The sequence below is a fragment of the Pseudomonas sp. LB3P14 genome, from assembly GCF_054898045.1.
Window position 1 is genome coordinate 5,404,939 of sequence record NZ_CM142714.1, and the last position, 26,557, is coordinate 5,431,495.

The 26,557-nt window shown below is 59.5% G+C and carries 27 protein-coding genes; 15 read left to right on the forward strand and 12 right to left on the reverse strand.

What is annotated here, in order from left to right; all coding sequences use genetic code 11:
• Window positions 1–19 precede the first annotated feature (19 nt).
• The 8 genes from hflK (ACYZT5_RS24670) (at window position 20) to cfaB (ending at window position 9,297) form a co-directional block, all read left to right on the forward strand.
• On the forward strand, window positions 20–1,978 hold the full coding sequence (gene hflK / locus ACYZT5_RS24670; RefSeq protein WP_462052303.1) for a protease modulator HflK: 1,959 nt from the start codon (window positions 20–22) through the stop codon (window positions 1,976–1,978).
• The gene (gene hflC, locus ACYZT5_RS24675; RefSeq protein ID WP_462047795.1) at window positions 1,975–3,009 is read left to right on the forward strand and encodes a protease modulator HflC; all 1,035 of its coding nucleotides are present in this window, start codon (window positions 1,975–1,977) and stop codon (window positions 3,007–3,009) included. The genes hflK (ACYZT5_RS24670) and hflC overlap by 4 nt, the downstream gene beginning before the upstream one ends.
• Entirely contained in the window at window positions 3,006–4,064 is a 1,059-nt protein-coding gene (gene hflK, locus ACYZT5_RS24680) for a protease modulator HflK (protein WP_462047797.1), read from the forward strand. The genes hflC and hflK (ACYZT5_RS24680) overlap by 4 nt, the downstream gene beginning before the upstream one ends.
• A complete protein-coding gene (locus ACYZT5_RS24685) occupies window positions 4,061–5,971 on the forward strand; it encodes a cation-translocating P-type ATPase (protein WP_462047798.1) in 1,911 nt (636 codons plus the stop codon). The genes hflK (ACYZT5_RS24680) and ACYZT5_RS24685 overlap by 4 nt, the downstream gene beginning before the upstream one ends.
• Window positions 5,972–6,089: 118 nt before the next feature.
• A complete protein-coding gene (gene bufA2, locus ACYZT5_RS24690; RefSeq protein ID WP_462047799.1) occupies window positions 6,090–6,344 on the forward strand; it encodes a BufA2 family periplasmic bufferin-type metallophore in 255 nt (84 codons plus the stop codon).
• Window positions 6,345–6,403: 59 nt separating this feature from the next.
• Window positions 6,404–7,249, forward strand: coding sequence for an MNIO family bufferin maturase (bufB, locus tag ACYZT5_RS24695; RefSeq protein WP_462047800.1), 846 nt, complete (start codon window positions 6,404–6,406; stop codon window positions 7,247–7,249).
• Window positions 7,240–8,028: an HvfC/BufC N-terminal domain-containing protein gene (locus tag ACYZT5_RS24700; RefSeq protein WP_462047801.1), complete on the forward strand. Its 789-nt coding sequence runs from the start codon at window positions 7,240–7,242 to the stop codon at window positions 8,026–8,028. The genes bufB and ACYZT5_RS24700 overlap by 10 nt, the downstream gene beginning before the upstream one ends.
• Window positions 8,029–8,112: 84 nt before the next feature.
• Complete coding sequence (cfaB, locus tag ACYZT5_RS24705) at window positions 8,113–9,297, forward strand: C17 cyclopropane fatty acid synthase CfaB (protein ID WP_462047802.1); 1,185 nt, start codon at window positions 8,113–8,115, stop codon at window positions 9,295–9,297.
• Between the two features lies 1 nt (window position 9,298).
• On the opposite strand, the gene cls is transcribed toward cfaB, so the two are convergent.
• On the reverse strand, window positions 9,299–10,738 hold the full coding sequence (gene cls, locus ACYZT5_RS24710; protein WP_462047803.1) for a cardiolipin synthase: 1,440 nt from the start codon (window positions 10,736–10,738) through the stop codon (window positions 9,299–9,301).
• Between the two features lie 132 nt (window positions 10,739–10,870).
• On the opposite strand from cls, the gene ACYZT5_RS24715 reads away from it, so the two are divergent.
• Window positions 10,871–11,392: a DUF3617 domain-containing protein gene (locus tag ACYZT5_RS24715; RefSeq protein WP_462047804.1), complete on the forward strand. Its 522-nt coding sequence runs from the start codon at window positions 10,871–10,873 to the stop codon at window positions 11,390–11,392.
• Window positions 11,393–11,431: 39 nt separating this feature from the next.
• Here ACYZT5_RS24715 and ACYZT5_RS24720 read toward each other — a convergent pair whose 3' ends face one another.
• From ACYZT5_RS24720 to folE2, 7 genes are read right to left on the reverse strand one after another with little or no spacing between them, the layout of a single operon-like run.
• Window positions 11,432–12,310 carry a His/Gly/Thr/Pro-type tRNA ligase C-terminal domain-containing protein gene (locus ACYZT5_RS24720; protein ID WP_462047805.1) on the reverse strand — a complete coding sequence of 293 codons (879 nt, stop codon included), beginning with the start codon at window positions 12,308–12,310 and terminating at the stop codon, window positions 11,432–11,434.
• Window positions 12,311–12,327: 17 nt separating this feature from the next.
• Window positions 12,328–13,665: a dihydroorotase gene (locus tag ACYZT5_RS24725; RefSeq protein WP_462047806.1), complete on the reverse strand. Its 1,338-nt coding sequence runs from the start codon at window positions 13,663–13,665 to the stop codon at window positions 12,328–12,330.
• Window positions 13,666–13,667: 2 nt separating this feature from the next.
• Complete coding sequence (locus ACYZT5_RS24730) at window positions 13,668–14,228, reverse strand: gamma carbonic anhydrase family protein (protein ID WP_462047807.1); 561 nt, start codon at window positions 14,226–14,228, stop codon at window positions 13,668–13,670.
• Window positions 14,225–15,100, reverse strand: coding sequence for a metal ABC transporter substrate-binding protein (locus ACYZT5_RS24735; protein WP_462047808.1), 876 nt, complete (start codon window positions 15,098–15,100; stop codon window positions 14,225–14,227). Before ACYZT5_RS24735 ends, ACYZT5_RS24730 begins: the two co-directional genes overlap by 4 nt.
• A gap of 11 nt (window positions 15,101–15,111) precedes the next feature.
• A complete protein-coding gene (locus ACYZT5_RS24740; RefSeq protein ID WP_462047809.1) occupies window positions 15,112–15,978 on the reverse strand; it encodes a metal ABC transporter permease in 867 nt (288 codons plus the stop codon).
• Window positions 15,978–16,646, reverse strand: a complete 669-nt coding sequence (locus ACYZT5_RS24745; RefSeq protein WP_462047811.1) for a metal ABC transporter ATP-binding protein — start codon at window positions 16,644–16,646, stop codon at window positions 15,978–15,980. The genes ACYZT5_RS24740 and ACYZT5_RS24745 overlap by 1 nt, the downstream gene beginning before the upstream one ends.
• Window positions 16,643–17,539: a GTP cyclohydrolase FolE2 gene (folE2, locus tag ACYZT5_RS24750; RefSeq protein ID WP_462047812.1), complete on the reverse strand. Its 897-nt coding sequence runs from the start codon at window positions 17,537–17,539 to the stop codon at window positions 16,643–16,645. Before folE2 ends, ACYZT5_RS24745 begins: the two co-directional genes overlap by 4 nt.
• Before the next feature lie 86 nt (window positions 17,540–17,625).
• On the opposite strand from folE2, the gene ACYZT5_RS24755 reads away from it, so the two are divergent.
• Window positions 17,626–18,822: an N-acetylmuramoyl-L-alanine amidase gene (locus ACYZT5_RS24755; RefSeq protein ID WP_462047813.1), complete on the forward strand. Its 1,197-nt coding sequence runs from the start codon at window positions 17,626–17,628 to the stop codon at window positions 18,820–18,822.
• On the opposite strand, the gene ACYZT5_RS24760 is transcribed toward ACYZT5_RS24755, so the two are convergent.
• On the reverse strand, window positions 18,819–19,196 hold the full coding sequence (locus ACYZT5_RS24760) for a glutamine synthetase (protein ID WP_462047814.1): 378 nt from the start codon (window positions 19,194–19,196) through the stop codon (window positions 18,819–18,821). The two genes, ACYZT5_RS24755 and ACYZT5_RS24760, sit on opposite strands and share 4 nt — an antisense overlap.
• A gap of 144 nt (window positions 19,197–19,340) precedes the next feature.
• Between ACYZT5_RS24760 and zigA the strand changes: the two genes are divergently transcribed.
• Both zigA and ACYZT5_RS24770 read left to right on the forward strand, forming a co-directional pair.
• The gene (gene zigA / locus ACYZT5_RS24765; RefSeq protein ID WP_462047815.1) at window positions 19,341–20,549 is read left to right on the forward strand and encodes a zinc metallochaperone GTPase ZigA; all 1,209 of its coding nucleotides are present in this window, start codon (window positions 19,341–19,343) and stop codon (window positions 20,547–20,549) included.
• Window positions 20,549–21,199: a DUF1826 domain-containing protein gene (locus tag ACYZT5_RS24770; protein WP_462047816.1), complete on the forward strand. Its 651-nt coding sequence runs from the start codon at window positions 20,549–20,551 to the stop codon at window positions 21,197–21,199. The genes zigA and ACYZT5_RS24770 overlap by 1 nt, the downstream gene beginning before the upstream one ends.
• A gap of 4 nt (window positions 21,200–21,203) precedes the next feature.
• On the opposite strand, the gene ACYZT5_RS24775 is transcribed toward ACYZT5_RS24770, so the two are convergent.
• Window positions 21,204–21,560: an NADH:ubiquinone oxidoreductase gene (locus ACYZT5_RS24775; protein WP_462047817.1), complete on the reverse strand. Its 357-nt coding sequence runs from the start codon at window positions 21,558–21,560 to the stop codon at window positions 21,204–21,206.
• Window positions 21,561–21,586: 26 nt separating this feature from the next.
• Here ACYZT5_RS24775 and ACYZT5_RS24780 point away from each other — a divergent pair, with 26 nt between their 5' ends.
• A complete protein-coding gene (locus ACYZT5_RS24780; protein ID WP_462047818.1) occupies window positions 21,587–22,558 on the forward strand; it encodes a CobW family GTP-binding protein in 972 nt (323 codons plus the stop codon).
• 1 nt (window position 22,559) lies between these two features.
• Here the strand turns inward: ACYZT5_RS24780 and ACYZT5_RS24785 are convergent, their stop codons facing one another.
• Complete coding sequence (locus ACYZT5_RS24785) at window positions 22,560–22,973, reverse strand: DUF3301 domain-containing protein (protein ID WP_462047819.1); 414 nt, start codon at window positions 22,971–22,973, stop codon at window positions 22,560–22,562.
• Window positions 22,974–23,093: 120 nt separating this feature from the next.
• On the opposite strand from ACYZT5_RS24785, the gene pdxY reads away from it, so the two are divergent.
• Window positions 23,094–23,966 (forward strand): pyridoxal kinase PdxY, encoded by an 873-nt coding sequence (pdxY, locus tag ACYZT5_RS24790; protein ID WP_462047820.1) that lies wholly within the window; start codon window positions 23,094–23,096, stop codon window positions 23,964–23,966.
• Window positions 23,967–24,023: 57 nt separating this feature from the next.
• Here pdxY and ACYZT5_RS24795 read toward each other — a convergent pair whose 3' ends face one another.
• Entirely contained in the window at window positions 24,024–24,506 is a 483-nt protein-coding gene (locus tag ACYZT5_RS24795) for an acyl-CoA thioesterase (protein WP_074872148.1), read from the reverse strand.
• A 286-nt stretch (window positions 24,507–24,792) separates the two neighbouring features.
• Between ACYZT5_RS24795 and ACYZT5_RS24800 the strand changes: the two genes are divergently transcribed.
• Window positions 24,793–26,556 carry a cation:proton antiporter gene (locus ACYZT5_RS24800; protein WP_462047821.1) on the forward strand — a complete coding sequence of 588 codons (1,764 nt, stop codon included), beginning with the start codon at window positions 24,793–24,795 and terminating at the stop codon, window positions 26,554–26,556.
• Window position 26,557 lies beyond the last annotated feature (1 nt).

Genomic DNA, 26,557 nt, shown 5'->3' on the forward strand with positions numbered 1-26,557 from the left:
CGATAAACACTGGGGTGGTATGCAAGTCGATCTCGATGTCGATGGGACGCAAGTAGCCGGGCTGCCGCGTTTCCAGCAGGCGGTTTTTCAAGGGCGACGTTTGCGTCAGTTCGCAATCGGTCTGGGCGCGCTTGCGGCGACAGGTTGGCTGCTGGCGTTTTTTGTCGGGCTGTTTGCGCCGCAGTCGCTCTGGCCAGCGTTGCTGGTGAATCAGAGCGCCGGTTTGCTGGTGCTGGTCGCCGGTTTGCAATCGGCCTGGTGGGTGACGCAGTGGCGTGCGCGGGCGATGAACCCCGTGGTGCAGGTGCTCGCTGCAGATGAAGTCGTCGCCCCGGTTGGCTGGTACGAACGTCTGCTCGATCGGATCAGTCAGCGATGGTTGCGAATGCTGGTGCAGATTGGCCCGCCGACACTGTGGCTTGGCGGCTGGTCGCTGTTGACGCTATTCACCATCGAACACGTCTGGAACCTGGCACTGCCGCCGACTGCACTGGGATTGTCGGCCAGTGTCGGTGCAGCGCTATCGTTGTTGCTAGCCTTCGGTTTGCTGGTGCTGGAGCGTCAACTGGCCCAGGAAAACATCGCCCAATGGCCCGAAGCGGGGCCGCTGGCGCAGCTGACTCGGGTGGCGATCATTTGCCTGGTGCTTGGCGCTTTGTGCCTGCTGTTGGGTAGCGAAACCTCGGTATGGCCGGCGCGTCTGGCAGTACTGATCGGCCTGCTGCCGGGGCTCGTCGCCGCCGAACTACTGTTGCGCGCCATGCTGTCGTTGTTCAGTCCGCAACGCGAACAACTCGAACCTGCCTTGCTGGCGCGAAGCTTCGTCGCCGACATGCTGCGCTGGCCGCCGCAACCTTTGCTGGCGTTGCAGCACGAATTGCACAACCGCTTCGGCATCGACCTGCGGCAGATCTGGGCCTTCACCTACATGCGTCGGGCATTTCTACCGGTGCTGGCCGTGGTCATGATTGTGGGCTGGTCGCTGACCGGCATTCACGAAATACCGCTGCAAGGGCGGGGCATCTACGAGCGTTTCGGCAAACCGGTGGAGGTGTTCGGTCCTGGTCTGCATGCGGGTTTGCCCTGGCCTCTGGGCCGAGTATTGAGCGTCGAGAACGGTGTGGTCCACGAGTTGGCCACCAGTGTTGGCGAAACACCGGCGCCGGTCGTGGCCGACCCCGCCGAAGGCCCGGCGCCCGCCATTGCCAATCGCTTGTGGGACGCCAGCCATGTGAACGACAAATCCCAGGTCATTGCCAGCAGCCGAGCCGACAAGCAGAGCTTCCAGATCGTCAACATGGACGTACGTTTCGTCTATCGCATCGGTCTGAGCGATCAAGCGGCGTTGGCTGCGACCTACAACAGCGCCGACGTCCCGACGCTGATCCGAAGCACCGCCAGCCGGATTCTGGTTCATGACTTCGCTTCGCGAACCCTCGACGGGTTGCTTGGCGAGGACAGGATAGGGCTCGCCGAAGAGATTGGCCGGGCGGTGCAGGCTGACTTGCAGAATCTCGACAGCGGCGTGGAAATTCTCGCCACGGTGGTCGAGGCGATTCACCCACCGGCCGGTGCCGCCAATGCCTATCACGGCGTCCAGGCTGCGCAGATCGGCGCCCAAGCATTGATTTCCCGCGAGCGCGGTGCAGCGGCGGAGGCCACCAATCAGGCGCAATTGCAGGCCAGTATCGCCCGCGATCAAGCGACGGCCAGCGCTCGTGAAATCAACGCCACCGCGCAAGCGGCGGATCTGAGATTCGGCGCCGAGCAAAAGGCTTACGCCAGCGCCGGCCAAGCCTTCGTGCTGGAGCAGTACTTCAGCCAACTGTCCCAGGGTTTGGCCAATGCCAAGTTGCTGGTGCTCGATCATCGTCTGGGCGGCAGCAGTAACGCGCCGACCATCGACCTCCGTACATTCACGCTGCCGGCTGACCCTGCGCCGCCGCGTAAGACCGCTCAGCCAGGAGCTGCCAATTGAGCCAGTCGCACACTCACGATCACGATGACCACACTGGCCACGGTCACGGCCATGGTGGGCATCACCACGGACATCACCACCACGGTGATCCACAAGAAGCGGGCCCGTTCCCGTGGCGGCGAATGGGCTGGGCGGCGTTGCTGGTGGCGTTCGCCATCGCGGCAGCGAGCCTGGTACAAGTGCGTTCGGGGGAGGCCACGGTGATTACGCGTTTCGGTAATCCTTCGCGAGTATTGCTGGAGCCGGGTCTTGGCTGGCGTTGGCCTGCTCCTTTTGAAGCGGCGATACCTGTCGATCTGCGGCTGCGCACCACGTCCAGCGGTTTGCAGGACGTGGGTACGCGGGATGGTTTGCGCATCATCGTTCAAGCTTACGTGGCCTGGCAGGTTCAGGGCGATCCGGACAACGTGCAACGCTTCATGCGTGCCGTACAGAATCAGCCAGACGAAGCGGCGCGGCAGATTCGTACGTTTGTTGGCTCTGCTTTGGAAACCACGGCCAGCAGCTTTGACCTGGCTAACCTGGTGAACACCGACGCCAACCAAGTTCACATCGCTGATTTTGAAGCGCAACTGCGTCAGCAAATCGATCAGCAGTTGCTCACGACTTATGGTGTGCGAGTGCTGCAAGTCGGCATCGAGCGTCTGACTTTGCCGTCGGTGACCCTCACCGCTACGGTCGATCGAATGCGTGCCGAGCGTGAAACAATCGCCACCGAACGCACGGCCATTGGCAAGCGTGAAGCGGCGCAAATCCGTTCCGCTGCCGAGCGTGACGCGCGAATCGTGCAGGCCGACGCCACGGTGAAAGCTGCCGATATCGAAGCACAATCGCGCGTCGAAGCCGCGCAAATTTACGGCCGCGCCTACGCCGGTTCGCCGCAGCTCTATAACCTGCTGCGTTCCCTCGACACGTTGGGCACGATCGTCACGCCCGGCACAAAACTGATTCTGCGCACCGATGCTGCGCCGTTCCGGGTGTTGGTTGACGGTCCGCCGACCCTCGATAACAAGTCCGGGTCGCAGCCATGAAATTAGTTCCACGTGGAACAAATGAGTTAAGCAGTCCCTGGATTCAGGCGGGACGATTGGCTTTTTTGGCGCTTTACGCCGTTACAGTGCTCGCCGCTTTGGCGTGGGCGTTTTCCAATGTGCGGCAGATCGATCCGCAAAATCGCGCTGTGGTTTTGCACTTTGGCGCGTTGGATCGAATTCAGAATGCTGGCCTTTTATTGGCCTGGCCCCGTCCGTTTGAACAGGTGATTTTGTTGCCCGCAGCAGATCGGGTGATCGAGCGTCGGGTGGAAAACCTGCTGCGCACCGATGCCGCGTTGCAGGCAGACCGAGTGGCGAGTTTCGCCACACCGATCAGTGATGCACTCGCCGGCTCCGGTTACTTGCTCACTGGTGACGCGGGCGTGGTGCAACTGGATGTGCGGGTTTTCTACAAAGTCACCGAGCCGTATGCTTTCGTTCTTCAAGGCGAACATGTGCTGCCGGCGTTGGATCGATTGGTCACTCGCAGCGCGGTGGCCCTCACTGCCGCACGCGATCTGGACACTATTCTGGTCGCTCGACCGGAGCTGATGGGCGCCGATAGTCAGGCTGCCGAACGCCGCGAACGGTTGCGCGGTGATCTGGTGCAAGGCATCAATCAGCGCCTGGCAGAACTGACCGCGACCGGGCAGGGGTTAGGCATAGAAGTGGCGCGGGTCGATGTGCAATCGAGTCTGCCCGGCCCAGCGGTCAACGCCTTCAACGCTGTTCTGACCGCCAGTCAGCAAGCCGACAAAGTCGTGGCCAACGCTCGCACTGAAGCCGAGAAACTGACTCAGACCGCCAACGAACAAGCCGATCGCACGCTGCAAGTCGCCCATGCCCAAGCGAGTGAACGGCTAGCCAAAGCCTCGGCTGACACGGCCACCGTGTTGAGTCTGGCCAAGGCGCAGCAACAGGGCACCGACCCGCAAATGCTGCTGCGTATCTACCGCGAGCGGGTGCCAAAGATTCTCGGTCAGGCCGGCTCGGTGACCACGGTCAACCCGAAAGACGATTCCCGCCTGATCATTCAGGGAGCTGCACAATGACTACCCAAACCGCCGCTGCCCCGAGCATGTTGTCTTCGGCTGAACAACGCAGCGCCGCCCGGCAATTGACCCTGGCCATGCTCGCACTTGGCCTGCTCGCGCTTGGTTTGAGCTGGCGCTGGTTGTCGCCGGAGCAGACGGGCGTGAGTCAATTGCTGCTGGGTTTTGCTTCGTTATTGGTGGCCGTGCCCGTGATGCGTTCAGCCTGGTACAGCCTGCGTTATCCGAGCCTGCACGGGATCACTGATCAATTGATCGCCCTGGCCATGCTGGGGGCGTGGGCCACGGGTGATCTGCTGACCGCGGCGTTGCTGCCGATCATCATGATCTTCGGCCACGTGCTGGAAGAGCGCAGCGTGATCGGCTCCCAGGAGGCGATTCGAGCCCTCGGCAAACTGACTCGCAGCCACGCGCGCAAGGTTCAGGCCGATGGCTCCATCGTCGAAGTCGATAACGGCACGCTCAAGGCCGGCGACCTCGTCGAGGTGCGCGCGGGTGACCGAGTGCCGGCGGATGGTCGGGTGTTGTCCGGTCAGGCGAGCCTGGACACCGCTTCGATTACCGGTGAATCGGTGCCAATGGAGGCGGCCATCGGTATGCAAGTCTTCGGCGGCGCGATCAACCTCGATGGGCTGCTGCGCATCGAAGTGACCCGCACCGGCAATGAGTCGACCCTCGGCAAAGTCATCGCACTGATGCAAAGCGCTGAGCGTTCCAAACCGCCGATTACGCGTTTGCTGGAACGCTACGCCGGCAGCTACATGGTGCTGGTGTTGTTGCTGGCCGCCGTGACCTGGTTCATCACGAACGATGCCCAGGCAATGCTTGCAGTGTTGGTGGCGGCCTGTCCTTGCGCGTTGGTGTTGTCGGCACCGGCCACGGCGATTGCCGGGGTGGCGGTGGCAGCTCGTCACGGGATTCTGATTCGCAGCTCCGCGTTCCTCGAAGAGTTGGCGGACCTGACCTCACTGGTGGTCGACAAGACTGGGACCCTGACCTTCGGCACCTTGCGTTTGCAATCCATCGACAGTCCTCTGGAGGATCGCGGTCACGTTCTCAAACTTGCCGCCAGCCTTGGCTCCGCCAGCAGTCACCCGGTCAGCCGCGCGCTCGCCGGGTTGGTTACTCAGGAGCATTTTCTGCTGCTCTCGGATATCCACGAGCGTCAGGGACTGGGCGTGGTCGCGATGACCGAGCAGGGTGAGGCGGCGCTCGGTCGTCCGGAGCTGTTCGCGCAATTGGGTATCGCCACTTCAAGTATCCCCGACCACGATGGCCCGATTGCCGGGCTGGCGCTCAACGGTGAATTCCTCGCCTGGCTGTTGCTGGCCGACAGCGTCAAACCCGAGGCTCGATTTGCGTTGAGCGAGCTGCGTGAACTGGGGATGGGGAGGCAGTTGCTGCTCACGGGGGATCGGCAAAGCGTTGCGCACACGCTGGCCCGCGATGTCGGGATCAGCGATGTCGAAGCTCAGGCCCTGCCCGAGGACAAACTCAATCGCGTACTGAAGGAAATCGGCAGTGGTTTCCGGCCGATGGTGGTGGGCGATGGCATTAACGATTCATTGGCGCTCAAAGCCGGTGTGGTCGGCGTGGCGATGGGGGCGGGCGGGGCGGACATCGCGCTGGCCTCGGCCGACATCGTGTTGATCGGCAGCGATCTGCGTCGGCTCGGCACATGTGTTCGGTTGAGTCGCCAATGTCGGCAGACGTTGCAGGTTAACGTGATCATTGGTTTGGGCTGGACGTTGGCGATTGTAGCCTTCGCTGCATTTGGCTGGCTTGGCGCTGCGGGGGCGATGATTGCTGCATTACTGCACAACCTCAGCACATTGCTGGTACTCGGTAACGCCGGGCGTCTACTGCGGTTTCAGGAGCCATTGCTCAAACTGAAGGATGATCTTTAAGCCGGGCGAAAACTTTTTTACAGCTCTGTAACGCCTTTGGGGCAGCGCTCTCTAGTGCTGTGTTGGAACTGCACAACCGTTCAGCCGACACCCCTGATGATTACCGAGGATGTAAAAAATGAACTTCAAAAACGCCACTGCCGGTGCTGCTCTCGCCTTCGCCGCCGCCACGCTGTTTGCCGGTGTTGCGACTCAGGCCCAGGCCGCCGACGTTGCTCAGGTTCACTGCTACAACGTGACCTCGTGCAAAGGCATGAATGACTGCAAGACTGCAGACAACGCCTGCAAGGGTCAGGGTGTTTGCAAGGGCCAGGGTTTCAAGGCAATGACTCAAACTGAATGCGTGAAAGCAGGTGGCAAGGTCGGCGAATAACCGAGCACCGCCGCCGCAGCGGTTCACGCCGCTGCGGTCACTTTGCGAGGAGTCCGCAAATGTCTGCATCCCTTCCTTGTCTGGGCTACGGCCTGGGCCTGCGCAGTGCCTACTACCAACAGATTCTCGAACAGTCGCCCGCCGTGGACTGGTTCGAAGTCGTCTCCGAAAATTTCATGGTCCAGGGCGGCAAGGCTCTCTATTACCTGGACGCCATCGCCGAACGTTATCCCGTGGTGATGCATGGCGTGTCGCTTTCCATCGGTGGCCCGCATGCCCTCGATCGGCAGTACCTGAAACAACTCAAGCAGTTGTCAGAGCGAGTACAGCCAGTGTGGATCTCTGATCACCTGTGCTGGAGCCGTGGTAACGCTCATCAGCTTCATGATTTGCTGCCGTTGCCTTACACCGAGGAAAGTCTTTATTACGTGGCTGGCCGAGTGCGTCAGGTTCAGGACGTCTTGCAGCGGCCGTTGGTGTTGGAGAACGTCTCCAGTTATGTGCGCAACGCTGACGACGATTTCAGCGAGTGGGCCTTTCTTGAAGCCCTCAGCCGGCTGAGCGACTGCGAGCTGTTACTGGACGTCAACAACGTTTATGTCAGCTCGCGCAATCATGGCTTCGATCCGTGGACGTTTATTAAAGGCTTGCCGGCGAACAAGGTTCGCCAACTGCACTTGGCTGGCCACAGCGATTACGGCGATTACGTGATCGACACCCATGACCACCCGGTGAGCGATCCGGTCTGGGCGCTCTATCAACAAACCCTGGAACATCTCGGGCCGGTCGCCACACTGCTGGAACGTGATGACCATCTCCCGCCTCTTGAAGAATTGCTCACCGAATTGCAAAAGGCTCGCGAGCTGGGCGACAGCGTGCTGGCCCGGAGGCAGAAATGCGCCTGAATGACTGGCAACGGACCTTTGAAGACTATCTGTTGGGGGAGCAATCGACGGCACCTTCTGCGCTGGGGGCGAGCCTGACGGGTGGACCGACACTGGATGTGAATACTGGCCTGGCGATCTATCACAACGCCTACCAAGCGCGGCTTCAGGAAGTGTTGCGCGGCGACTTTCCGGCGATCTGGCATTGGTTGGGTGACGAAGAATTCGAACAGCTGGCCGCCGCCTACATCCGCCAATATCCATCCGCCCATTACAGCCTTCGTTGGCTTGGCAAAGGGTTCAAATCGTTCATCCGTCAGCATTTGGTGCCGCAGCAAAGTGCACCGCTCGCTGAGTTGGCAGCACTTGAGTGGGCATTCACCCTGGCGTTTGACGCACCTGAAGGAACGCCGCTGACAATGCAGGAGATGGCCGTCCTGCCACCTGAAGACTGGCCAATACTTCGGGTCAGTCCCAGCCCCACCGTGCAATGGCTTGAGTGTGCTTTCAACAGCATTGCGCTATGGCGCGCAGTGAAAGATGAAAGCGGATTCCCCGACAGTGCGGCATTAGGTACAAACCAATTCGTGGTGATTTGGCGCACCGAGCTGGTTTGCCATTATCGAAGTCTGGAACCCGCGGAAGCGACTGCTCTAAACAGCCTGTTTCAGGGTGGCTTGAATTTTGCTGAACTGTGTTCTGATTTAGCAGTCCTCTATGGAGAGGGCGCACCACTTCAAGCTGTTACATGGCTGAAGCAGTGGATTCACGACGGCTGGTTGGAGCGTCGCGAGCTATAGAAAACGGCTATTAAATCGATAGCCAGCTATTTTTCCAGGATGGTCTACCCTCACATCAGACGTCTGAAACAAGAGGGGCTCTCCATGCTCGCGCACCTTCCACCGGCCTTACAGAATCTGCAGTTACCGTTACGCCTGCGACTCTGGGACGGCCATGAATTCAATCTGGGGCCGACGCCCAGCGTCACAATTGTGGTCAAGGACCCGCAAATGGTTACCCAGTTCACTCATCCAAGCCTGGACGCGCTCGGAGCGGCGTTTGTCGAAGGCAAACTTGAGCTGGAAGGCTCCATCAGCGAGGTGATTCGCGTCTGTGATGAATGGAGCCAGGCGTTGCTCGGAGACCAGGATAGTCAGCCAGTGCGCACCGCTCACGACAAGGAGACCGACGCCAAGGCGATTTCCTACCACTACGACCTTTCCAACGCGTTTTATCAGCTGTGGCTCGACAGCGACATGGCGTATTCCTGCGCCTATTTCGAGACCGGCAGCGAAACTCTGGAGCAAGCCCAACAAGCCAAATTCCGCCACCTGTGCCGCAAACTGCGGCTGCAACCTGGCGAATACCTGCTGGATGTCGGTTGCGGTTGGGGCGGGCTGGCACGGTATGCCGCCCGGGAGTTTGGCGCGAAGGTGTTCGGGATCACACTCAGTAAAGAGCAACTGGAACTTGCCCGTGAACGCGTGACGGCCGAAGGCCTGGACGATCTGGTCGAACTGCAACTGCTCGACTACCGCGACCTGCCTCAGGACGGTCGCTTCGACAAAGTGGTCAGTGTCGGCATGTTCGAACACGTTGGTCACGCCAATCTGGCCGAGTACTGCAAGACCTTGTTCGGTGCGGTGAAAGAGGGTGGCCTGGTGATGAACCACGGGATCACCGCCAAGCACACCGATGGCCGTCCGGTGGGGCGCGGTGTCGGCGAATTCATCGAGAAGTATGTGTTCCCCAATGGCGAGCTGCCGCATCTGTCGATGATCTCTGCCGAGATCAGCGAAGCAGGGCTGGAGATCGTCGACGTCGAGAGTCTACGCCTGCACTACGCGCGTACCCTGGACCACTGGAGCGAGCGCCTGGAAGACAATCTGGAAGCTGCTTCCCGGCTGGTGCCAGAGCAGGCCTTACGGATCTGGCGGCTGTACCTGGCGGGATGCGCTTACGCGTTCGCCAAGGGCTGGATCAATCTGCACCAGATTCTCGCGGTGAAAGCCCACCCCGATGGCAGCCATGAACTGCCGTGGACTCGCGACGATATCTATAACCCTTAAATTAAAGAATCGGTGAAATAAGCCGGGCGATCCGCATGCCGACCTGTTGCAGGCGGTGGGTCTCCCGGCTTTCTTCTTTGGCGATCTCGTGGGCTTGCGCGAAGTCATCATTGAGCATCTGTTCTACTTCGGCGGCAAACGCGCTGTCGACCGTCAACAACATCACTTCAAAATTCAGCCGGAACGAGCGGTTGTCCAGATTGGCACTGCCAATGGCGCTGATTTCGCTGTCGATCAACACCACTTTCTGATGCAGAAATCCAGGCTCGTAGCGGAACACCCGCACGCCGGCGCGCACGGCCTCGAAGGCATAAAGGCTGGAGGCGGCGTAGACGATCCGGTGGTCCGGTCGTGAGGGCAGCAGCAGCCGCACATCTACGCCACGCAGAGCCGCCAGCCTTAACGCAGCGAACACGGCTTCGTCGGGGATGAAATAAGGGCTGGTGATCCACACCCGTTCGGTCGCCGCATGTATGGCTTCGACGAAGAATAACGAACAGGTTTCGTAGGAATCTGCCGGGCCGCTCGCAAGCAATTGGCAGAGCACACCGTCGTCCGGATAAACGTCCGGCAGGATCAGCGGTGGTAGCGATCGCGCTGCCCAGAACCAGTCCTCGGCGAAAGACTCTTGCATGCAGGCCACCACCGGCCCGCGTACTTGCACATGGGTATCGCGCCACGGCGCCAGGGGTGGCTTCTCGCCCATGTATTCGTCGCCAACGTTGTGTCCACCGACGAAGCCCAGTATTCCATCGACCACCACAATCTTGCGGTGGTTGCGGAAGTTGACCTGGAAGCGGTTGAGCCAACCGCTACGGGTCGCAAAGGCTTTGACCTCGACGCCGGCATCGCGCAACGGTTGCACGTAATTGTGAGGCAGGGAGTGGCTGCCAATGCGGTCGTACAATAAATAAACCGCCACGCCTTCGGCAGCTTTCTTCAGCAGCAAGGTTTGCAGGCGTTGACCGAGACGATCGTCGTGGATAATGAAAAACTGAATCAGCACCGCTTCCCTCGCGTTGCTGATGGCTTCAAAAATGGCGTCGAAGGTGGCCTGGCCGTTAATCAGCAAGCGCACTTCGTTGTTCGCCAAACAGGGCATGCGCCCAAGTTTCGGCATCGCCCTCAAGGACGCGTAAGCATTCGAGGCGCGAGCGGTCAGCGCCTCTTCTACCCAAGGGCGCCAGTTCAGCTCGGAGATAGCCTTACGCATTTCTTCGTTAGCCTGGCGCCGAGCCTTGATGTAGCCATCGAAGGTACTGCGGCCGAAGACCAGATACGGGATGAGCGTGAGGTAGGGAATAAACAGCAACGACAGGGCCCAGGCGATCGATCCCTGGGCGGTCCGGACGGTGAGCACGGCGTGGATGGCAGCGATCAGGCCCAGCGTGTGTAGCAGTGCAATCGTGTAGCCGAAAATATGCGGTCCAAAGTAATCCATGGGGGCAGCCTTGCTCCTGAAGATTCAATGCTTAACAGACCATGTTCCGTGCAGAATGTCGCTATTTAATTGGCCCATGAACCGAAGCCACTGGCTGACGTCTAACGGCCACTACTGATCAGGAGTTACTCGATGAACGTTCGTCTTCTGGGTTTGGCCATGGCTGTTGGTTTGTCACTTCCTGTGGCCGTTCAGGCGCAGATGCTGCAGCCCGGCTTGTGGGAATTGACCACAAGCAACATGAAGGTCGATGACCAGAATCTCCCGGACTTGCAGCTGATCCTCGGCCAAATACAGAGCCAGATAACCCCTGAACAGCGCGCGCAGCTGGAGAAACAGGGCATCACCATGGGCGGCAAAGGGATTCGCGCGTGCCTGACTCCAGAACAGGTGAAGACCGACGACATTCCTCTGACCGATCCGCAATCGGGCTGCAAGCAGGAAGTCACTGATCGCACCGGCAACCAGTGGAAGTTCCGCTTCAGTTGTCCGAAAGCGCAGGGCGCCGGTGTCGCCACTTTCCTCAGTGATCGTGAGTTCACCACCAAGGTTAACGGCACCTTCAATGCCACCGGCATTCAGCAGAAGGGCAGCCTCGAAAGCCGCGCCGTTTGGTTGGGGCAGGATTGCGGGACCGTTAAGCCGAGAGCCTAAAAGCTTCGCGGGCAAGTCGGATCGCCGCACCGCTCGCTCCTACAGGATTGTGTAGGAGCGGGCTTGATTCAACCATTCACACATGGCCTCAATCGCCATCCTGCCGAAATTCTCCCCGGTGCGACTCCGCACGCTGACAAACCCGCCATCCTTTTCTTTCTCCCCGATCACCACCAGATACGGCGCATGCTGACTGTGCTCGCGAATTTTTTGGCGGACTTTCTCGTGACGCAGATCCGCGCGGGCGCGCACGCCACCTCGGCGCAGGGCTTCGGTCACCGATTGCGCATAATCCGCCTGACGTTCGTCCATGCTGACAATGATGACGTGTGGCGGCGTCCGCCAGGTTTCCAGCTCCTGTTGGCAAGACCAGCACGTACCATAAATCCGTTGCTGCAACGTCCCGCTGATGTGGTCGAGGGTGAATGCTTGCAGCACCTTGGTCGCGGGGACATGCGGGCCAACGGTCGAAGATTCGAAATTCCCCATTCGGTACAGCGTCTTTCCGTGACGGCGGATCGAATGATTGGTCGCCGCCAGAGCCTGCATACGCGCTTCGATCAGTGGCAGGTCTGTCTGCGTCAAGGATCGCTCGCCAGAAAACGCATGAAAGAACCCGTCGCCCAGCGCCGTGCCTGCGTGCAACTGCACCTGTGGATGGAGTTGTTTGAGGGCCATGGCCAGCATCAGTGCACAGGAGCGTCGCAGGATCTCCAGCCCATCGGGCTCTTGAGGTGTGACGATGCTGACACGGGCATCGGCCTCGATCATGAACTCACAGTCCACCAAGACACCGTCCACTCGACCTGCGACTGCTGCTTTTGCCAGTCCGGGTCCGATACTCGCGGCGAGCTCGTACACCGACAATGGCTGGTCGTATTCACGCAATGAACCATCGCTCAGGGTGATGTGAATCATGTCGGTGCTCTCAAGTGCTAGCGCATAAACCGTAGAGGAAAACCCTGGCAGCTGTCATTAAGACGTTTGTCGTGCCAGGCAATTTGCCCCGACACAATCGTGGTACCGACGCTGTGGCGAAAACGCTGTCGGGCAAAAGGTGTCCAGCCGCATTGAGACAGTATTGGCTGCTGGGAAACGGCGACACCTTCGGGTTCGGGTTTGATCAGAACGAGGTCGGCCCAATAGCCTTCGCGCAGATAACCGCGGTCGGGAATGGCGAACAGATCGGCGACGCGATGACTGGTCTTGGCCACGAGCGTGGTGATCGGCAGAACTTCATCCGCGACCAATTCCAGCAGCGCGGGCAGGGCGTGTTGCACCAACGGCAAGCCGGCAGGCGCCTGGCTGTACGGCCGCAGTTTTTCGGCCCAGGTGTGTGGCGCGTGATCACTGCCGATCACGTCGAGTCGATGGCTCAGCAATGCTTCGCGCAAGGCATCGCGGTCGGCCGGGGTTTTGATCGCCGGGTTGCACTTGATCAGGTTGCCGAGGCTCGCGTAGTCCCGATCATCGAACAGCAGGTGATGCAGGCAGACTTCGGCGGTGATGCGTTTCTGGGCCAGCGGCTTGTCTTCGAACAACGCCAGTTCGCGGGCGGTAGTCAGGTGCAGAACATGCAGTCGGGTGCCGTGTCGCCTGGCCAGGTCCACGGCCATTGAGGAGGAGCGAAAGCAGGCCTCGGCGTTGCGGATCAGCGGGTGGGCTGCAGCAGGAATGTGTTCGCCGAACAATTCACGCAGGTTCGCGGCGTGGGCGTCAATGCTGGGCGTGTGTTCGCAGTGGGCCAACAAAAGGGTGGGCACCTCGGCGAATAGCCGCTCAAGAATGTGTGGGTCATCGACCAGCATGTTGCCGGTGGAAGCGCCCATGAACACTTTGACGCCAGCTACTTCACAGGGATTGAGCCTGGCGACGGTGTCGAGATTGTCGTTGCTCACGCCGAAATGAAAGGCGTAATTGGCGACAGAGTTGATCGCCGCTCGCCGTTTTTTGTCAGCCAGTGCGCTGAGGGTCAGGGTCGCCGGATGGGTGTTGGGCATGTCCATGAAGCTGGTGATGCCGCCGGCGACCGCAGCCCGGGATTCGGTGTAGAAACTGCCCTTGTCCGGCGAGCCTGGGTCGCGGAAGTGCACTTGGTCGTCGATCATGCCGGGCAGCAGCCATTGTCCTTGTGCATCGATTTCCACGTCGGCATTTTCACCGTGGATGCTGCTGGCGATCTTCACGATTCGACCGTTGCTCACCAACAGATCACCGTCAAACTCGTGACCTTCATTCACCAGCCGGGCATTGCGAATTAGCACGCTGCTCATGGTCAGAACTCGTTCTGCAGGGCTTTGTAGCCGCGTACCAGGTCGACGTTGGTACGCGCCACGTCCTCGGAAAACTCCGAGGCGCTGACGCTCACCGGTGGGAACTGCGATAGATCTGTCTGCGGGCCGATGCGGGTGGTGGAGGGCACATAGAAGTCCTCAGGCAAATCGCGACCGTCGACCACCGAGTTGTGCCGCACCACGCAGCCGTCACCGACTGCGCAGTTGAACAGCACGCTGTTGAACCCGATAAACACCCGGTCGCCAACCTTGCACGGACCATGAACGATGGAGCGGTGAGCGATCGAACTGAACTCGCCGATGGTCACTGCCGCGCCGGACTTGGAATGGATCACCACGCCATCCTGGATGTTCGAGTTGGCGCCGATGGTGATCGGCTGCATCTCGCCCGAGGCATCCACCTCGTCGGCCCGAATCACCGCGTAGGGGCCGACGAAGACGTTTTCGCCGATCACCACTTTGCCGCAGATGATTGCGGTTTTATCGACGTAGGCGGACTCCGCTATCACTGGCAAATCACCCGAAGGGTTCTTGCGGATCATGGCTGGCTCAACGCGTCGTACAGGGTGTTGAGGTTGTATTCAAACAACCCGACAAAGGTGCTGGCTGGACCGGCAGCCGCGAGGGCATCGGAGTACAACGTGCCACCGATGTGCGCGCCGCTTTCATCGGCAATCTGCTTGAGCAGGCGTGCATCTTTGATGTTTTCCATGAACACCGCTTTGACCTTGGTCTGGCGTATCTGTGTGATCAGAGCAGCGACTTCGGCGGCGGAGGGTTCGCGTTCAGTGGACAGGCCTTGAGGCGCCATGAAGTCGATGCCATAAGCCTGACCGAGATAACCGAAGGCGTCATGGGACGTCACGATTTTGCGATTACCCGGTGGTAGCGAGCCGAGTTTTGCCTTGGCTTCGGCAAGCAGCGCGTAGATCTGCTTCAGGTAGGCCTGACTGTTGCGTTCGTAGTCGGCTTTGTGGGTCGGGTCGGCCGCGATCAGTGCCTTGGTGATGTTGCTGATGTACAACTCAGTGTTCGCCAGGTTGTGCCAAGCGTGTGGGTCGGGAACCGTCTCGCCATCCTCATCCAGGGAGCGCGGAATGACGCCGTGACTCGCGCTGATCACTGGCGCTTTGGTCTCGGTACTGGTCACCAGACGGTCCAGCCATGGCTCGAAACCCAGGCCGTTTTTGATGATCAACTTGGCTTTGAGCAACGCCTTGGCGTCGTCAGGCGTCGGCTCGTAAGTGTGAGCATCGGCGTCCGGGCCGACCATGTTGGTGATCTGGATATGGTCGCCGCCGACTTGATGGGTCATGTCGGCGAGGATGCTGAAACTGGTGACTACCTGAAGTTTTTCCGCAGCAGACAGCGACATCGATAGCATCAAACTGAACAGCACGAGTAAAGCGCGCATCGGGTAACACCTCATTGGGACGTGAGCAAAGGCGGGCGGCGCAGTAACCCGTGCACCGGTCCGAACACTACGGACAGCAGATAGAACCCGCCGGCCACCAGCACGATCGCCGGGCCGCTGGGCAGCGAGTAGTAGAACGACAGCAATAAGCCGAGCCACACCGAGAGGCAGCCGAGCAGGGCGGCGATGGCCATTAACATCGGCAAGCGACGACTCCAGAAGCGAGAAGCGGCGGCGGGCAACATCATCAAGCCGACCACCATCAGCGCGCCAATGGCCTGGAAACCGATCACCAGGTTCAGCACCACCAACATCAGAAACACACCGTGGGCCAGCGGTCCGAGGCGGCTGACGGTTTGTAGAAAGAGTGGGTCGAGGGTGTCCAGCAATAGGGGTTTGTAGATGAAGGCCATGGCGATCAGGCTGAAGCCGGAGACCCAGAGCATGCCCGTCAACGTCGGTCCATCGACCGCCAGGGCCGAGCCAAACAACAGGTGAAGCAGGTCCAGGCGTTTGCCGGCGATGCCGAGGATCAGCACGCCACTGGCCAGTGAAATCGGGTAGATCGCGGCGAGGCTCGCGTCTTCCCGCAGGCCGGTTCGACGGGTGATCCAGGCGGCGAGTCCGGCCATGCTGAGGCCTGCGCCGAGCCCGCCGATGGTCAGCGCGGGGAGACTCAAACCTGCGAACCAGAAGCCCAATGCGGCCCCCGGCAGGATGCCGTGAGCCACCGCATCACCGATCAGGCTCATGCGTCGCAGGATCAGAAACACACCGAGCGGTGCCGTGCTGCACGCCAGGACCAATCCACCAAGAAGCGCTCGGCGCATGAACACGAACTCGTGGAACGGCTGCCAAAGATGAACGGCAGCGAGCATCAGGCCACCCGCGTTTGCGGTTGTTGATGGATCAGATCAACGCTCGACCCGAGGACGCAGCCGGTGCTTTTGATAAGCAACGTTTGAGGAATGTGTTGGCGTACGGCGGCCAGGTCATGGCACACGATCACCTGGGTTCGGCCTTCGGCATGCCAGGCGTGGATGTGTTTCCAGAGCAGCACCTGACCGAGTTCGTCGAGGGCTGCGAGGGGTTCGTCGAGCAACAGCAATGGCGCTTTCGCGAGGCTCAAACGGGCGAGCAGGGCACGCTGTAATTCGCCGCCGGACAAGGCCATTAATGGGCGCTGCTCCAGCCCGGTCAGGCACCAGTTTTCCAGCACGGCTTTGAGGCGTTGGCTGCGAATTTCTGGAGACTGCGTGCTACCCCAGAAACCGGAGGCCACTAACTCTCGCAAGCTGATCGGGAATTGGCGATCCAGGTGTTGTTGCTGTGGAAGGAACGAGAGGCCGCCCTTGCGTGGAACATCCAGTACCACTTTGCCGATCAGCGGTTTTTGTAAACCCGCGATAACTTTTAGCAGGCTGCTTTTACCCGAGCCATTGGCGCCGATCACAGCGGTCAGGCTGCCCTTGGTCAATTCGAAATCTACGGGTGGCGTGAGCGGTTGCCCCGGCGCGCCCCATCGCAAGGCTTGGCAATGAATCATGCGGCCTCCCAATTCCAGCGGGTTTCGGCGACCGCGTCATGTGCGTGGAGGCTTTCGGCGTGGATGACTCGTAGGTGGAAGGCGTTGATGCCGGGGGAGCGTTTCAGGGCCAGGTTCAAACGTCGTGCGGCGTCTTCGCAGAACATCAGGTTTTGACCGTTGGCCAAGGCAAAGGCTTGTTCATCGGCGCGTTTTACGGCGGTTTGTACGGCGGTGCCGAGGGCCGCTTCGGCGTCGTTGATGATCGCGATCAGCGGTAAGTCATCCAGATGGTCATCCAGTCGAAGCCGCAATTTTGCATTGCTCCGTTGGCTGTGAGGCGTTGCGATGATGCCTTTTGTCGAGCCGAGCCAAGTCAATACATCGGCGTGTTGCAGCGACTTGTTGGCGAAGTCATCGACGAATTGCTGCTGAATCAACTGTCGGGAAAGCGCTGCGGAACACGGACAGGTCGAGGAATAAGGCACGTCGATTTTTAGTTCCACGTGGAACATCGCGTTTTTCAAACAGGCTTCGATGCTCACTGGATACGTTTTCCAGCCGGCCAATGGACTGATTAGCGCCGGTCTTTTGAGCAGTAAATCGGTGTGAATTTTTAAGTACGCGCTAGTGGACAGTCCTTCATGAGTGTCGAGAAAACGTTGCAAAACTCGCCGCAACAAGGCGGGCGTCAAGTCTTTTTGCTCAAGCATCTCCAGCGCCAAATACAGCCGCGACATATGAATCCCGCGCGCCTCTCCATCATCAAGGCTGACGCCGGCGTCGGCCTTTGCACTCAGTCGTTGGCCATCGAATAAAACAGGAAGAGCAATGCCGCACATGCCCACCCAGTCGAGTGGCAGGGCTTGGCGTGAGGCCTGCGCGGCAATATCCGGCAGAGTCAGCGCATTCATGAGCAGGTCCATCGTGGGAGTCGATTTCATATGTTATGTTATTACATTAAAATCAACCATGCCTTTTTTATGAACGGGCTTTCATCATGCACAGACGTCACCTGCTCAACCTGATCCTGGCCAGCGCGGCCTTCGCTTTACCGTTTGGCGTCTCGGCCACACAGATTCGCAATGCGCGGCTCTGGCGTTCGGATGACAAGCTGCGATTGGTGTTCGATCTGAGCGGCCCGGTGCAATACAAGACGTTTTCCCTGAGCACTCCCGAACGGCTGATCATCGATCTGAGTGGCGCCAACCTCAGTGGCGATTTCAGTCAGTTGGTGCTCAGCAACACTGTGATTCGCTCTATCCGCTCCGGACAATTTGGCGTTGGCGATACACGAATCGTCCTCGACCTCAGCGGCCCGGTGCAGCTCGCCAGTTTTTTGTTGCCGCCACAGGACGGTCAGGGTCATCGACTGGTACTCGATCTGAAGACTGCTGCGCCGATACAAATGGCGGCTGTTCCCGCGGCGGTCATCGACAAGGCTCACCCCAAGCGCGACATCATCGTGGTGGTCGACCCTGGTCACGGTGGCAAAGACCCCGGCGCGGTCGGCGCCAAAGGTGAGCGTGAGAAAGACGTGGTGCTGTCCATCGCCCAGTTGTTGGCCAAGCGGCTGAAGCGCGAGAAGGGCTTCGACGTGAAACTGGTGCGCAACGACGACTTCTTCGTCCCGCTGCGGAAACGCGTGGAGATTGCCCGCAAGCACAACGCCGACATGTTCATCTCGGTGCACGCGGACGCGGCGCCGCGTCTTACCGCGTCAGGCGCCTCTGTGTATTGCTTGTCTGAAGGTGGCGCGACTTCCGCCACGGCGCGCTTCATGGCGCAACGGGAGAACGGCGCGGACCTGTTGGGCGCCACCAGCTTGCTCAATCTCAAAGACAAGGACCCGATGCTCGCCGGGGTGATTCTCGACATGTCGATGAACGCGACCATCGCCGCCAGTTTGCAGTTGGGCAGCACGGTGCTTGGCAGCTTGGCGGGCATCACCACACTGCATCAGAAGCGCGTGGAACAAGCGGGATTTGCGGTGCTGAAGTCGCCGGATGTGCCGTCGATCCTGGTGGAAACCGGCTTTATCTCCAACGCTCGCGACAGTCAGCGACTGGTCACCGCGCGCCACCAGCAGGCCGTAGCCGATGGCTTGTTCGAAGGATTACAGCGCTACTTCCAGAAAAATCCGCCGGTAAACACTTACATCGCTTGGCTGCAGGAGCAGAAAAAGTCCCAGGCCTAACACCCTGCAATTCGGCTACAAGTGAACTTGCCGCTGCTGCCACCAGAGCTGGAAAACCGATTGATGGTGGTCCAGCCGACGCGACGGTTGTAGCCGACCCAGGCCTCGCCATCGGAAGCGAGCCCAGTGAAAAAAGTGAGTAGTCCGTAACGACTGTTGGTCTGCGCCCAGTGGCGTTTTCCGGCCGCTTCGAAGCCCCGCAAATAGATCGTACTACCGACGGTGTTGACGCTATAGGCGTTGCCGTCGCCATCCACGCAGGCCAGCAGGTTGGCGCTTCGGGTGCATTTGGCCAGGCTCGGGATTTGCGCCCAGGCGTCGACGGCGACTAGCAGCGAAAAGCTCATCAGCGTTATTTTCAGGGCAATACGCATGGGGTTTCTCACGGAGCGGACGGGCTTCAGCATCGTGCCCTTTATCGTCGTAGGCAAGAGGAGAGTGGCTCAATTGCATCGTTATACTATAACATCAAGTTAAGCCCGACACTGCGACCGGGCATCCCCTGTGAGGAATACCTGATGCCCAATCGTCTCCCCGTGACCGTCCTGTCAGGCTTTCTCGGCGCTGGCAAAAGCACGCTGCTCAACTACGTGCTGCGCAATCGCGACAATCTGCGCGTTGCCGTGATCGTCAATGATATGAGCGAAATCAACATCGATGGCAGCGACGTCCAGCGCAATGTCACCCTGAATCGTGCGCAAGAAAAACTGGTGGAGATGAGCAATGGCTGCATCTGCTGCACCTTGCGCGAAGACTTGCTGGAAGAGGTGAGCAAACTCGCCAAGGAAGGTCGCTTTGATTATTTGTTGATCGAATCCACTGGCATTTCCGAGCCGCTGCCCGTGGCGGAAACCTTCACCTTCCGGGATGAAGAAGAGCAGTGCCTGGCGGACATCGCCCGGCTCGACACCATGGTCACGGTAGTTGATGGCATGAATTTCCTGCTCGACTATCAGGCCGCCGAAAGCCTCGCCTCTCGTGGCGAAACGCTGGGTGAGGAGGACGAACGCTCGATCACTGACCTGTTAATTGAGCAGATCGAATTTGCCGACGTGATTCTGATCAGCAAGATCGACTTGATCAGCAGCAGTGAACGCCAGGAGTTGATCGCGATCCTTGAGCGGCTTAATGCCCAGGCAGAAATCATCCCGATGGTCATGGGCAAAATTCCCTTGGAGAAGATCCTGAATACCGGTCGTTTCGACTTCGACAAGGCCGCTCAGGCGCCGGGCTGGTTACAGGAATTACGTGGCGAACATGTGCCCGAAACCGACGAATACGGCATCGCTTCGACGGCCTACCGAGCACGCCGGCCGTTTCATCCTCAGCGCTTTTTCAGTTTTATCGATCGCCCGTGGGTGAACGGCAAACTGCTGCGCTCCAAAGGGTTTTTCTGGCTGGCCAGCAAACACATGGACGCCGGTAGCTGGTCCCAGGCCGGCGGTTTGATGCGCCATGGTTTCGCCGGACGCTGGTGGCGTTTCGTGCCGAAACCGCAGTGGCCGCAGGACGAAGAAAGCACGGCCGGGATCATGGAAAACTGGACCGCAGCCACCGGCGATTGCCGTCAGGAACTGGTGTTCATTGGCCAGAACATCGACTTCGCGCAACTCACCACCGAACTCGACAATTGCCTGCTGACCGACGATGAAATGGCGTTGGGTGTCGAGGGCTGGCGATTACTGCCAGATCCCTTCGGCCCGTGGCATGAAGAGGTGGCAGCCTGATGTTGGCACCCCGCTTGACACTACGGCCGATCATTCATCAGGTTCAAGGTGAGACGCCGCAAGCGCTAACCCGAATACTGGATGACGGCGTAAACCTCGCCGTTTGGCAGCGCCAACTGCCGGCACACCTCTTTGATTTCGGGAGTTTGCTGCTGTCCCTGAACGAGCCGTTGGCCGAGTCGCTGGTTCTGGACCTGCCCAGCGATGACACTGAGCCCAATCTTCACGGATTGGCCGCAGGTTTCAGCGATCTCGAAGGTTACGAAGGTTTCGTCGCCGACGTCTCCTGGTTGGTCAGTGCTTTCGCCTGTTTGCTGGGTGCCAAGCGTATCGGCCTGCGCCTGCGGGTCCTGGACAAGGCCATGTGCCCGCGTTTCCACGTCGATCATGTGCCGGTGCGGTTGATTACCACCTACGCCGGGATTGGCAGTCAGTGGTTGAAAGAAGGCGTGATGGATCGCCGTCAATTGAGCAAGCCAGAGGCCGAGCCTCAGGACGGTCCGCTGATCGAGCAGATCGCCAGCGGCGACGTCGCGCTGCTCAAAGGCGAGAAATGGCACGGCAACGAAGGCTTCGGCCTTATTCACCGGTCGCCACAGCTTGCGTCCGGCGAGCGGCGGTTGATTCTGACGCTCGACTGGCTAGGCTAGCACTTCAAGGCTTGAGCCAGGTTCCCTGGCTCTGGGCTTCGCAAAACGGCTTCAAATACGCCGCATCCGTGGCTACGCCGTAATAGTGAATATCCTGCCGGTAAGGCATATTGGCGACTTGGGCGTTGCTGCACACGCCGAATGCGCCGGCGGGGCATTGGTCGACGTACTGCACCTCGACTTTTTGACCAGGAAGATTCGGCTGGCAGAAACCATCGGCGAACAGCTTTTGCGGGATGTTGCGGTTCTGCTGGCAGACTTTGACGTCGAGTCGCGCAGCCGTGCTATGTACCACGCATGCCTGCGCCAGCGCCTCACCTGAAGTGAGCGCCAGAAGCAACGACAATCCCATCAATCGCATCCTTACCTCCTCAGAAACTTTCGACCATGTTGCAGAACATTCCCACTCACGTCATTGCTGGCCCATTGGGTGCCGGCAAGACCAGCCTGATCAAGCACTTGCTAACGCAGCGGCCGGCGAATGAGCGTTGGGCGGTGCTGATCAACGAGTTCGGCCAGATCGGCCTCGACGCTGCGTTGCTGACCCGGGACGCCGATGGTATCGCACTGGGTGAAGTGGCCGGGGGCTGTTTGTGTTGCGTGAATGGTGCGCCGTTTCAAATCGGCCTCGGACGTTTGCTGCGCAAGGCGCGGCCGGATCGGCTGTTCATCGAGCCCTCCGGGCTGGGGCATCCGGCGCAATTGCTCAGGCAATTGAGTGAGGCGCCGTGGCAAGGCGTGTTGGCTGTTCAACCCTGCGTGCTGGTGCTGGACGCCCAGGCACTTGCTGCCGGCAAACCGCTGCCGGTGGCGCAACAGGAAGCGCTCAAGAGCGCCGGGTTGTTGTTGATGAATAAAGCCGAAAATATCGACGACGCTGATCGTCAGCGAATCGCCGCACAGTTGCCAGCACGTCCGCTGTACTGGACGCAGCAAGCCGCGTTGCCATTGAGTGAGTTACCAGGGCTTGGGATTCAGGCTGTAGCGGGTGTGGATAACTTCATCGCGCCCAAAGGGTTGGCACAACTGCCGGCTATCTGGACCGATGCTACGCTTCCAATTTGCTTGAGTCAGGAACAGGAGGGCGGCTGGAGCGTCGGCTGGCGTTGGCATCCGAGTCAGACATTCGATTCGGCGCGCGTTGGCCAGTGGCTTGAAAGCCTTGTCTGGCGGCGGGCGAAGCTGGTTATCCACAGCGTCGACGGTTGGGTTTCGGCGAATGCACTGGAAAACTCGGTACTGGACTGGCAGCCCAGCGAATGGCGGCGTGACTCGCGAATGGAGCTGATTTTCAGTGAACCGCAGGATATTGAATCATTGCAAAGAGATCTAGCCGACTGCCGATTGCGCCCGACTTAAATCAAGGACGCCATTTAGTGTGTTCTTGCCGCCACTGGCTCAGCTCGATCACCTCAGCGCGCGGCTTCACGACATCGGCCACCGCAGGCGTGTCGTCGAACGGAATCGGGTAGGGCGCCAGCTCAATCTGCGCACTGTGGGCGCCGAACTGGGTGATGGTGCCGTTGTGACGGGTTTCACCGGTCACGGTGAATTCGAAGTTATACACTCGAGCGAGACGCCGTCGGTCGTTGGCATCTTTGATGAACGCGATCTTTTTCAATGCTACGTTGCCGTCCAGCAGCTCGATTCCAAGCTTTGCGCAATGCTGCGTGACCCGCTCCAGTGCACGCTCGCGCAGGCCATGGTTGTGCCACAACCACGCGCCACCGGTGGCAAGCAGCATCAGGACGAAGATATTTCCTAGAGTCAGCATTAACTAGTTGCTCCAACAAGATAGTGTCAGCTTAACTGCGTGGCCGGTCTGTCGTACAGGCTGCGTTTAGTCGCATACTGCGCGGCTTGAATTTCAATCGTTTTACGGAAAACTCACCGCATGAAACGTACACCCCATCTGCTCGCCATCCAGTCCCACGTGGTGTACGGCCACGCTGGCAACAGCGCCGCGGTTTTCCCGATGCAGCGGGTCGGGGTGAATGTCTGGCCGCTCAATACCGTGCAATTCTCCAACCACACCCAGTATGGCCAGTGGGCCGGTGAAGTGCTGGCGCCGCATCAGATTCCCGAGCTGGTCGAAGGCATCGCGGCGATTGGCGAGCTGGGCAACTGCGACGCCGTGTTGTCCGGGTATCTCGGCAGTGCGGCCCAGGGCCGGGCGATCCTGACGGGTGTTGCGCTGATCAAGTCGATGAATCCCAAGGCGCTGTATCTGTGTGACCCGGTGATGGGCCACCCGGAGAAGGGTTGCAGCGTGCCCGCGGAAGTCAGCGATTTCCTGCTGGAGGAAGCGGCTGCGGTGGCGGACTTCATGTGCCCGAACCAGCTGGAACTGGACAGTTTTTTGGGGCGCAGGCCGCAATCGTTGTTCGATTGCCTGGCCATGGCGCGAGCGCTGTTGGCGCGCGGTCCGAAGGCTGTGCTGGTCAAGCATCTGGACTATCCCGGTAAGCCGGCGGATGTTTTCGAGATGCTGCTGGTGACGGCCGAAGGTAGTTGGCACCTGCGTCGTCCAATGCTGGCATTTCCGCGTCAGCCAGTGGGCGTTGGCGATCTGACATCCGGGCTGTTTCTGGCGCGCGTGCTGTTGGGCGATAGCCTGGTGGCGGCTTTCGAATTTGCAGCGTCGGCGGTGCATGAAGTGCTGTTGGAAACCCAGGCCTGCGCCAGCTATGAGCTGGAATTGGTGCGGGCCCAGGACCGGATTGCCCATCCACGGGTGCGGTTCGAAGCGACGGCGATCAGCTTGTAACAGCGTCGCGGGCAGAAAAAAATCGCAGCCTCTGCAGAGGCTGCAGTCTTTGCCCTATCAGGCGTCGCCCTTGATGTCCTGATAGCGCTTTTCCAGTTCCTGACGAATCTGCCGACGTTGCTGGGCCTGCATGAAACGGCGCTTGTCTTCGCTGTTCTGCGGTTGCAGTGGCGGGACAGCAGCCGGTTTGCGGTCGTCATCCACCGCGACCATGGTGAAGAAGCAGCTGTTGGTGTGGCGCACCGAGCGCTCACGGATGTTCTCGGTCACCACCTTGATGCCCACCTCCATGGAGGTGTTGCCGGTGTAATTGACCGAGGCCAGAAAGGTCACCAGTTCGCCGACATGAATCGGCTCGCGGAAAATCACCTGGTCCACCGATAGGGTCACCACGTAACGGCCGGCATAACGGCTGGCGCAGGCGTAGGCCACTTCGTCGAGGTATTTGAGCAAGGTACCGCCGTGGACATTGCCAGAGAAGTTGGCCATGTCGGGGGTCATCAATACCGTCATCGACAGTTGTGCGTTTCCGGGTTCCATAGCGTTCTCACGGTTCAAGGCAGAATTTCAGGAGGGCGGCACCTCTGCGGGTGCCTCGTCAGCTTTTTCAAACCAACAGTTATCGGGACGCCGGGCGAGTGGCTGCCGTCACGCTCGGATCGATCTGTTTCCATATATTGCACCGTCTTTCTGCCGGAAGTCGCGGTGTTACCCTTCAAAAGCCCGTCTCAAGGGCAATTCCTACTCGGAACGCGGATTTTTACTCTGCTCTATCAGACCTTTCCCACGTCTGGATTGAGCAATCTCACCCAAGGAGCCCCACACCATGCACGCCATCAGTTTTATTCAGGACCTGGCAGTGATCATGTTGATCGCGGGTGTGGTGACCGTGCTGTTTCATCGCTTCAAACAACCGGTGGTGCTTGGCTACATCGTCGCCGGGTTCATCATCGGCCCGCACACCCCGCCGTTCAGCCTGATTCACGATGAACAATCCATCAAGACCCTCGCCGAACTCGGGGTGATTTTCCTGATGTTCTGCCTGGGCCTGGAATTCAGCCTGCGCAAGCTGTTCAAGGTCGGCGCCACGGCGTTCATTGCGGCGTTTCTGGAAATCGTGCTGATGATCTGGATCGGCTACGAGATCGGCCGCTGGTTCGACTGGAACACCATGGACTCGCTGTTCCTCGGCGCGATCCTGGCGATTTCCTCGACCACCATCATCGTCAAGGCGCTCAATGACCTGAAGATGAAGAACGAACGTTTTGCGCAGCTGATCTTCGGCGTGCTGATCGTCGAGGATATCCTTGGCATCGGCATCATCGCTTTGCTATCGAGCATCGCGGTCAGCGGCACGGTCAGTTCCGGCGAAGTGTTTTCCACGGTCGGCAAGCTCTCGCTGTTCATGATCGTCGCACTGGTCATTGGCATCCTGCTGGTGCCGCGATTGCTGGCCTACGTGGCGAAGTTCGACAGCAATGAAATGCTGCTGATCACGGTGTTGGGTCTGTGTTTCGGCTTCTGTTTGCTGGTGGTCAAACTTGAGTACAGCATGGTGCTCGGCGCCTTCCTGATTGGCGCGATCATGGCTGAATCCCGCCAATTGCTGAAGATCGAGCGCTTGATCGAACCGGTTCGCGACCTGTTCAGCGCGATCTTCTTTGTTGCCATCGGGTTGATGCTCGATCCGATGATCCTGCTGCAATACGCGTGGCCGATTGCGGTGATCACCGTGGCCGTGGTGCTGGGCAAGATGTTGTCTTGCGGCCTGGGCGCCTTTATCGCTGGCAATGATGGACGCACCTCACTTCGAGTCGGGATGGGGCTTTCGCAGATTGGCGAATTCTCTTTCATCATCGCCGCGCTGGGCATGACGCTGCAGGTCACCAGCAACTTCCTTTACCCGGTCGCCGTTGCCGTCTCGGTGATCACCACGTTGCTGACGCCCTACCTGATCCGCGCGGCTGATCCGCTGTCGATCAAGCTTGCCGCGGTGATGCCGCAGCGACTGGGCAGGGTATTGGGGATGTACGGCGAATGGCTGCGCAGCATCCAGCCTCAGGGCGAGGGCGCGCTGCTGGCATCGATGATTCGGCGGATTCTGTTGCAAGTGGGGGTCAATCTGGCACTGGTGATTGCGATCTTCTTTTCAGGCGCCTTCTTTGCCGAACACATGTCTGCTTACTTGCAAGACTGGATCAGCGATCCGAGCTGGCAGAAAGCGTTGATCTGGGGTGGGGCGTTGCTGTTGTCGCTACCGTTCCTGATCGCCGCCTATCGCAAGCTCAAGGCGCTCTCGATGCTGTTGGCGGAGATGGGCGTGAAGCCGGAGATGGCCGGCCGCCACACGCAGCGAGTGCGCCGGGTGATCGCCGAAGTGATCCCGATCCTCTCGCTGCTGGTGATTTTCCTGCTGCTGGCAGCCTTGTCGGCCAGTATTCTGCCGACCAACAAGTTGCTGGTGCTGATCGTCGTCGTCGCGGCCGCTGTAGCGGCGCTGCTCTGGCGCTGGTTCATCCGCGTTCACACGCGCATGCAGGTGGCCTTGCTGGAAACCCTGGACAACCACAAGGATTCGTCCGGGCATTGAC

Excerpts from the sequence above, each read along its gene's own strand:
- hflK (WP_462052303.1), top strand. The coding sequence starts at position 20 with ATGCAAGTCGATCTCGATGTCGATGGGACGCAAGTAGCCGGGCTGCCG.
- hflK (WP_462047797.1), top strand. The coding sequence starts at position 3,006 with ATGAAATTAGTTCCACGTGGAACAAATGAGTTAAGCAGTCCCTGGATT.
- ACYZT5_RS24685 (WP_462047798.1), top strand. The coding sequence starts at position 4,061 with ATGACTACCCAAACCGCCGCTGCCCCGAGCATGTTGTCTTCGGCTGAA.
- bufA2 (WP_462047799.1), top strand. The coding sequence starts at position 6,090 with ATGAACTTCAAAAACGCCACTGCCGGTGCTGCTCTCGCCTTCGCCGCC.
- bufB (WP_462047800.1), top strand. The coding sequence starts at position 6,404 with ATGTCTGCATCCCTTCCTTGTCTGGGCTACGGCCTGGGCCTGCGCAGT.
- ACYZT5_RS24700 (WP_462047801.1), top strand. The coding sequence starts at position 7,240 with ATGCGCCTGAATGACTGGCAACGGACCTTTGAAGACTATCTGTTGGGG.
- cfaB (WP_462047802.1), top strand. The coding sequence starts at position 8,113 with ATGCTCGCGCACCTTCCACCGGCCTTACAGAATCTGCAGTTACCGTTA.
- cls (WP_462047803.1), bottom strand. The coding sequence starts at position 10,738 with ATGGATTACTTTGGACCGCATATTTTCGGCTACACGATTGCACTGCTA.
- ACYZT5_RS24715 (WP_462047804.1), top strand. The coding sequence starts at position 10,871 with ATGAACGTTCGTCTTCTGGGTTTGGCCATGGCTGTTGGTTTGTCACTT.
- ACYZT5_RS24720 (WP_462047805.1), bottom strand. The coding sequence starts at position 12,310 with ATGATTCACATCACCCTGAGCGATGGTTCATTGCGTGAATACGACCAG.
- ACYZT5_RS24725 (WP_462047806.1), bottom strand. The coding sequence starts at position 13,665 with ATGAGCAGCGTGCTAATTCGCAATGCCCGGCTGGTGAATGAAGGTCAC.
- ACYZT5_RS24730 (WP_462047807.1), bottom strand. The coding sequence starts at position 14,228 with ATGATCCGCAAGAACCCTTCGGGTGATTTGCCAGTGATAGCGGAGTCC.
- ACYZT5_RS24735 (WP_462047808.1), bottom strand. The coding sequence starts at position 15,100 with ATGCGCGCTTTACTCGTGCTGTTCAGTTTGATGCTATCGATGTCGCTG.
- ACYZT5_RS24740 (WP_462047809.1), bottom strand. The coding sequence starts at position 15,978 with ATGCTCGCTGCCGTTCATCTTTGGCAGCCGTTCCACGAGTTCGTGTTC.
- ACYZT5_RS24745 (WP_462047811.1), bottom strand. The coding sequence starts at position 16,646 with ATGATTCATTGCCAAGCCTTGCGATGGGGCGCGCCGGGGCAACCGCTC.
- folE2 (WP_462047812.1), bottom strand. The coding sequence starts at position 17,539 with ATGAATGCGCTGACTCTGCCGGATATTGCCGCGCAGGCCTCACGCCAA.
- ACYZT5_RS24755 (WP_462047813.1), top strand. The coding sequence starts at position 17,626 with ATGCACAGACGTCACCTGCTCAACCTGATCCTGGCCAGCGCGGCCTTC.
- ACYZT5_RS24760 (WP_462047814.1), bottom strand. The coding sequence starts at position 19,196 with ATGCGTATTGCCCTGAAAATAACGCTGATGAGCTTTTCGCTGCTAGTC.
- zigA (WP_462047815.1), top strand. The coding sequence starts at position 19,341 with ATGCCCAATCGTCTCCCCGTGACCGTCCTGTCAGGCTTTCTCGGCGCT.
- ACYZT5_RS24770 (WP_462047816.1), top strand. The coding sequence starts at position 20,549 with ATGTTGGCACCCCGCTTGACACTACGGCCGATCATTCATCAGGTTCAA.
- ACYZT5_RS24775 (WP_462047817.1), bottom strand. The coding sequence starts at position 21,560 with ATGCGATTGATGGGATTGTCGTTGCTTCTGGCGCTCACTTCAGGTGAG.
- ACYZT5_RS24780 (WP_462047818.1), top strand. The coding sequence starts at position 21,587 with ATGTTGCAGAACATTCCCACTCACGTCATTGCTGGCCCATTGGGTGCC.
- ACYZT5_RS24785 (WP_462047819.1), bottom strand. The coding sequence starts at position 22,973 with ATGCTGACTCTAGGAAATATCTTCGTCCTGATGCTGCTTGCCACCGGT.
- pdxY (WP_462047820.1), top strand. The coding sequence starts at position 23,094 with ATGAAACGTACACCCCATCTGCTCGCCATCCAGTCCCACGTGGTGTAC.
- ACYZT5_RS24795 (WP_074872148.1), bottom strand. The coding sequence starts at position 24,506 with ATGGAACCCGGAAACGCACAACTGTCGATGACGGTATTGATGACCCCC.
- ACYZT5_RS24800 (WP_462047821.1), top strand. The coding sequence starts at position 24,793 with ATGCACGCCATCAGTTTTATTCAGGACCTGGCAGTGATCATGTTGATC.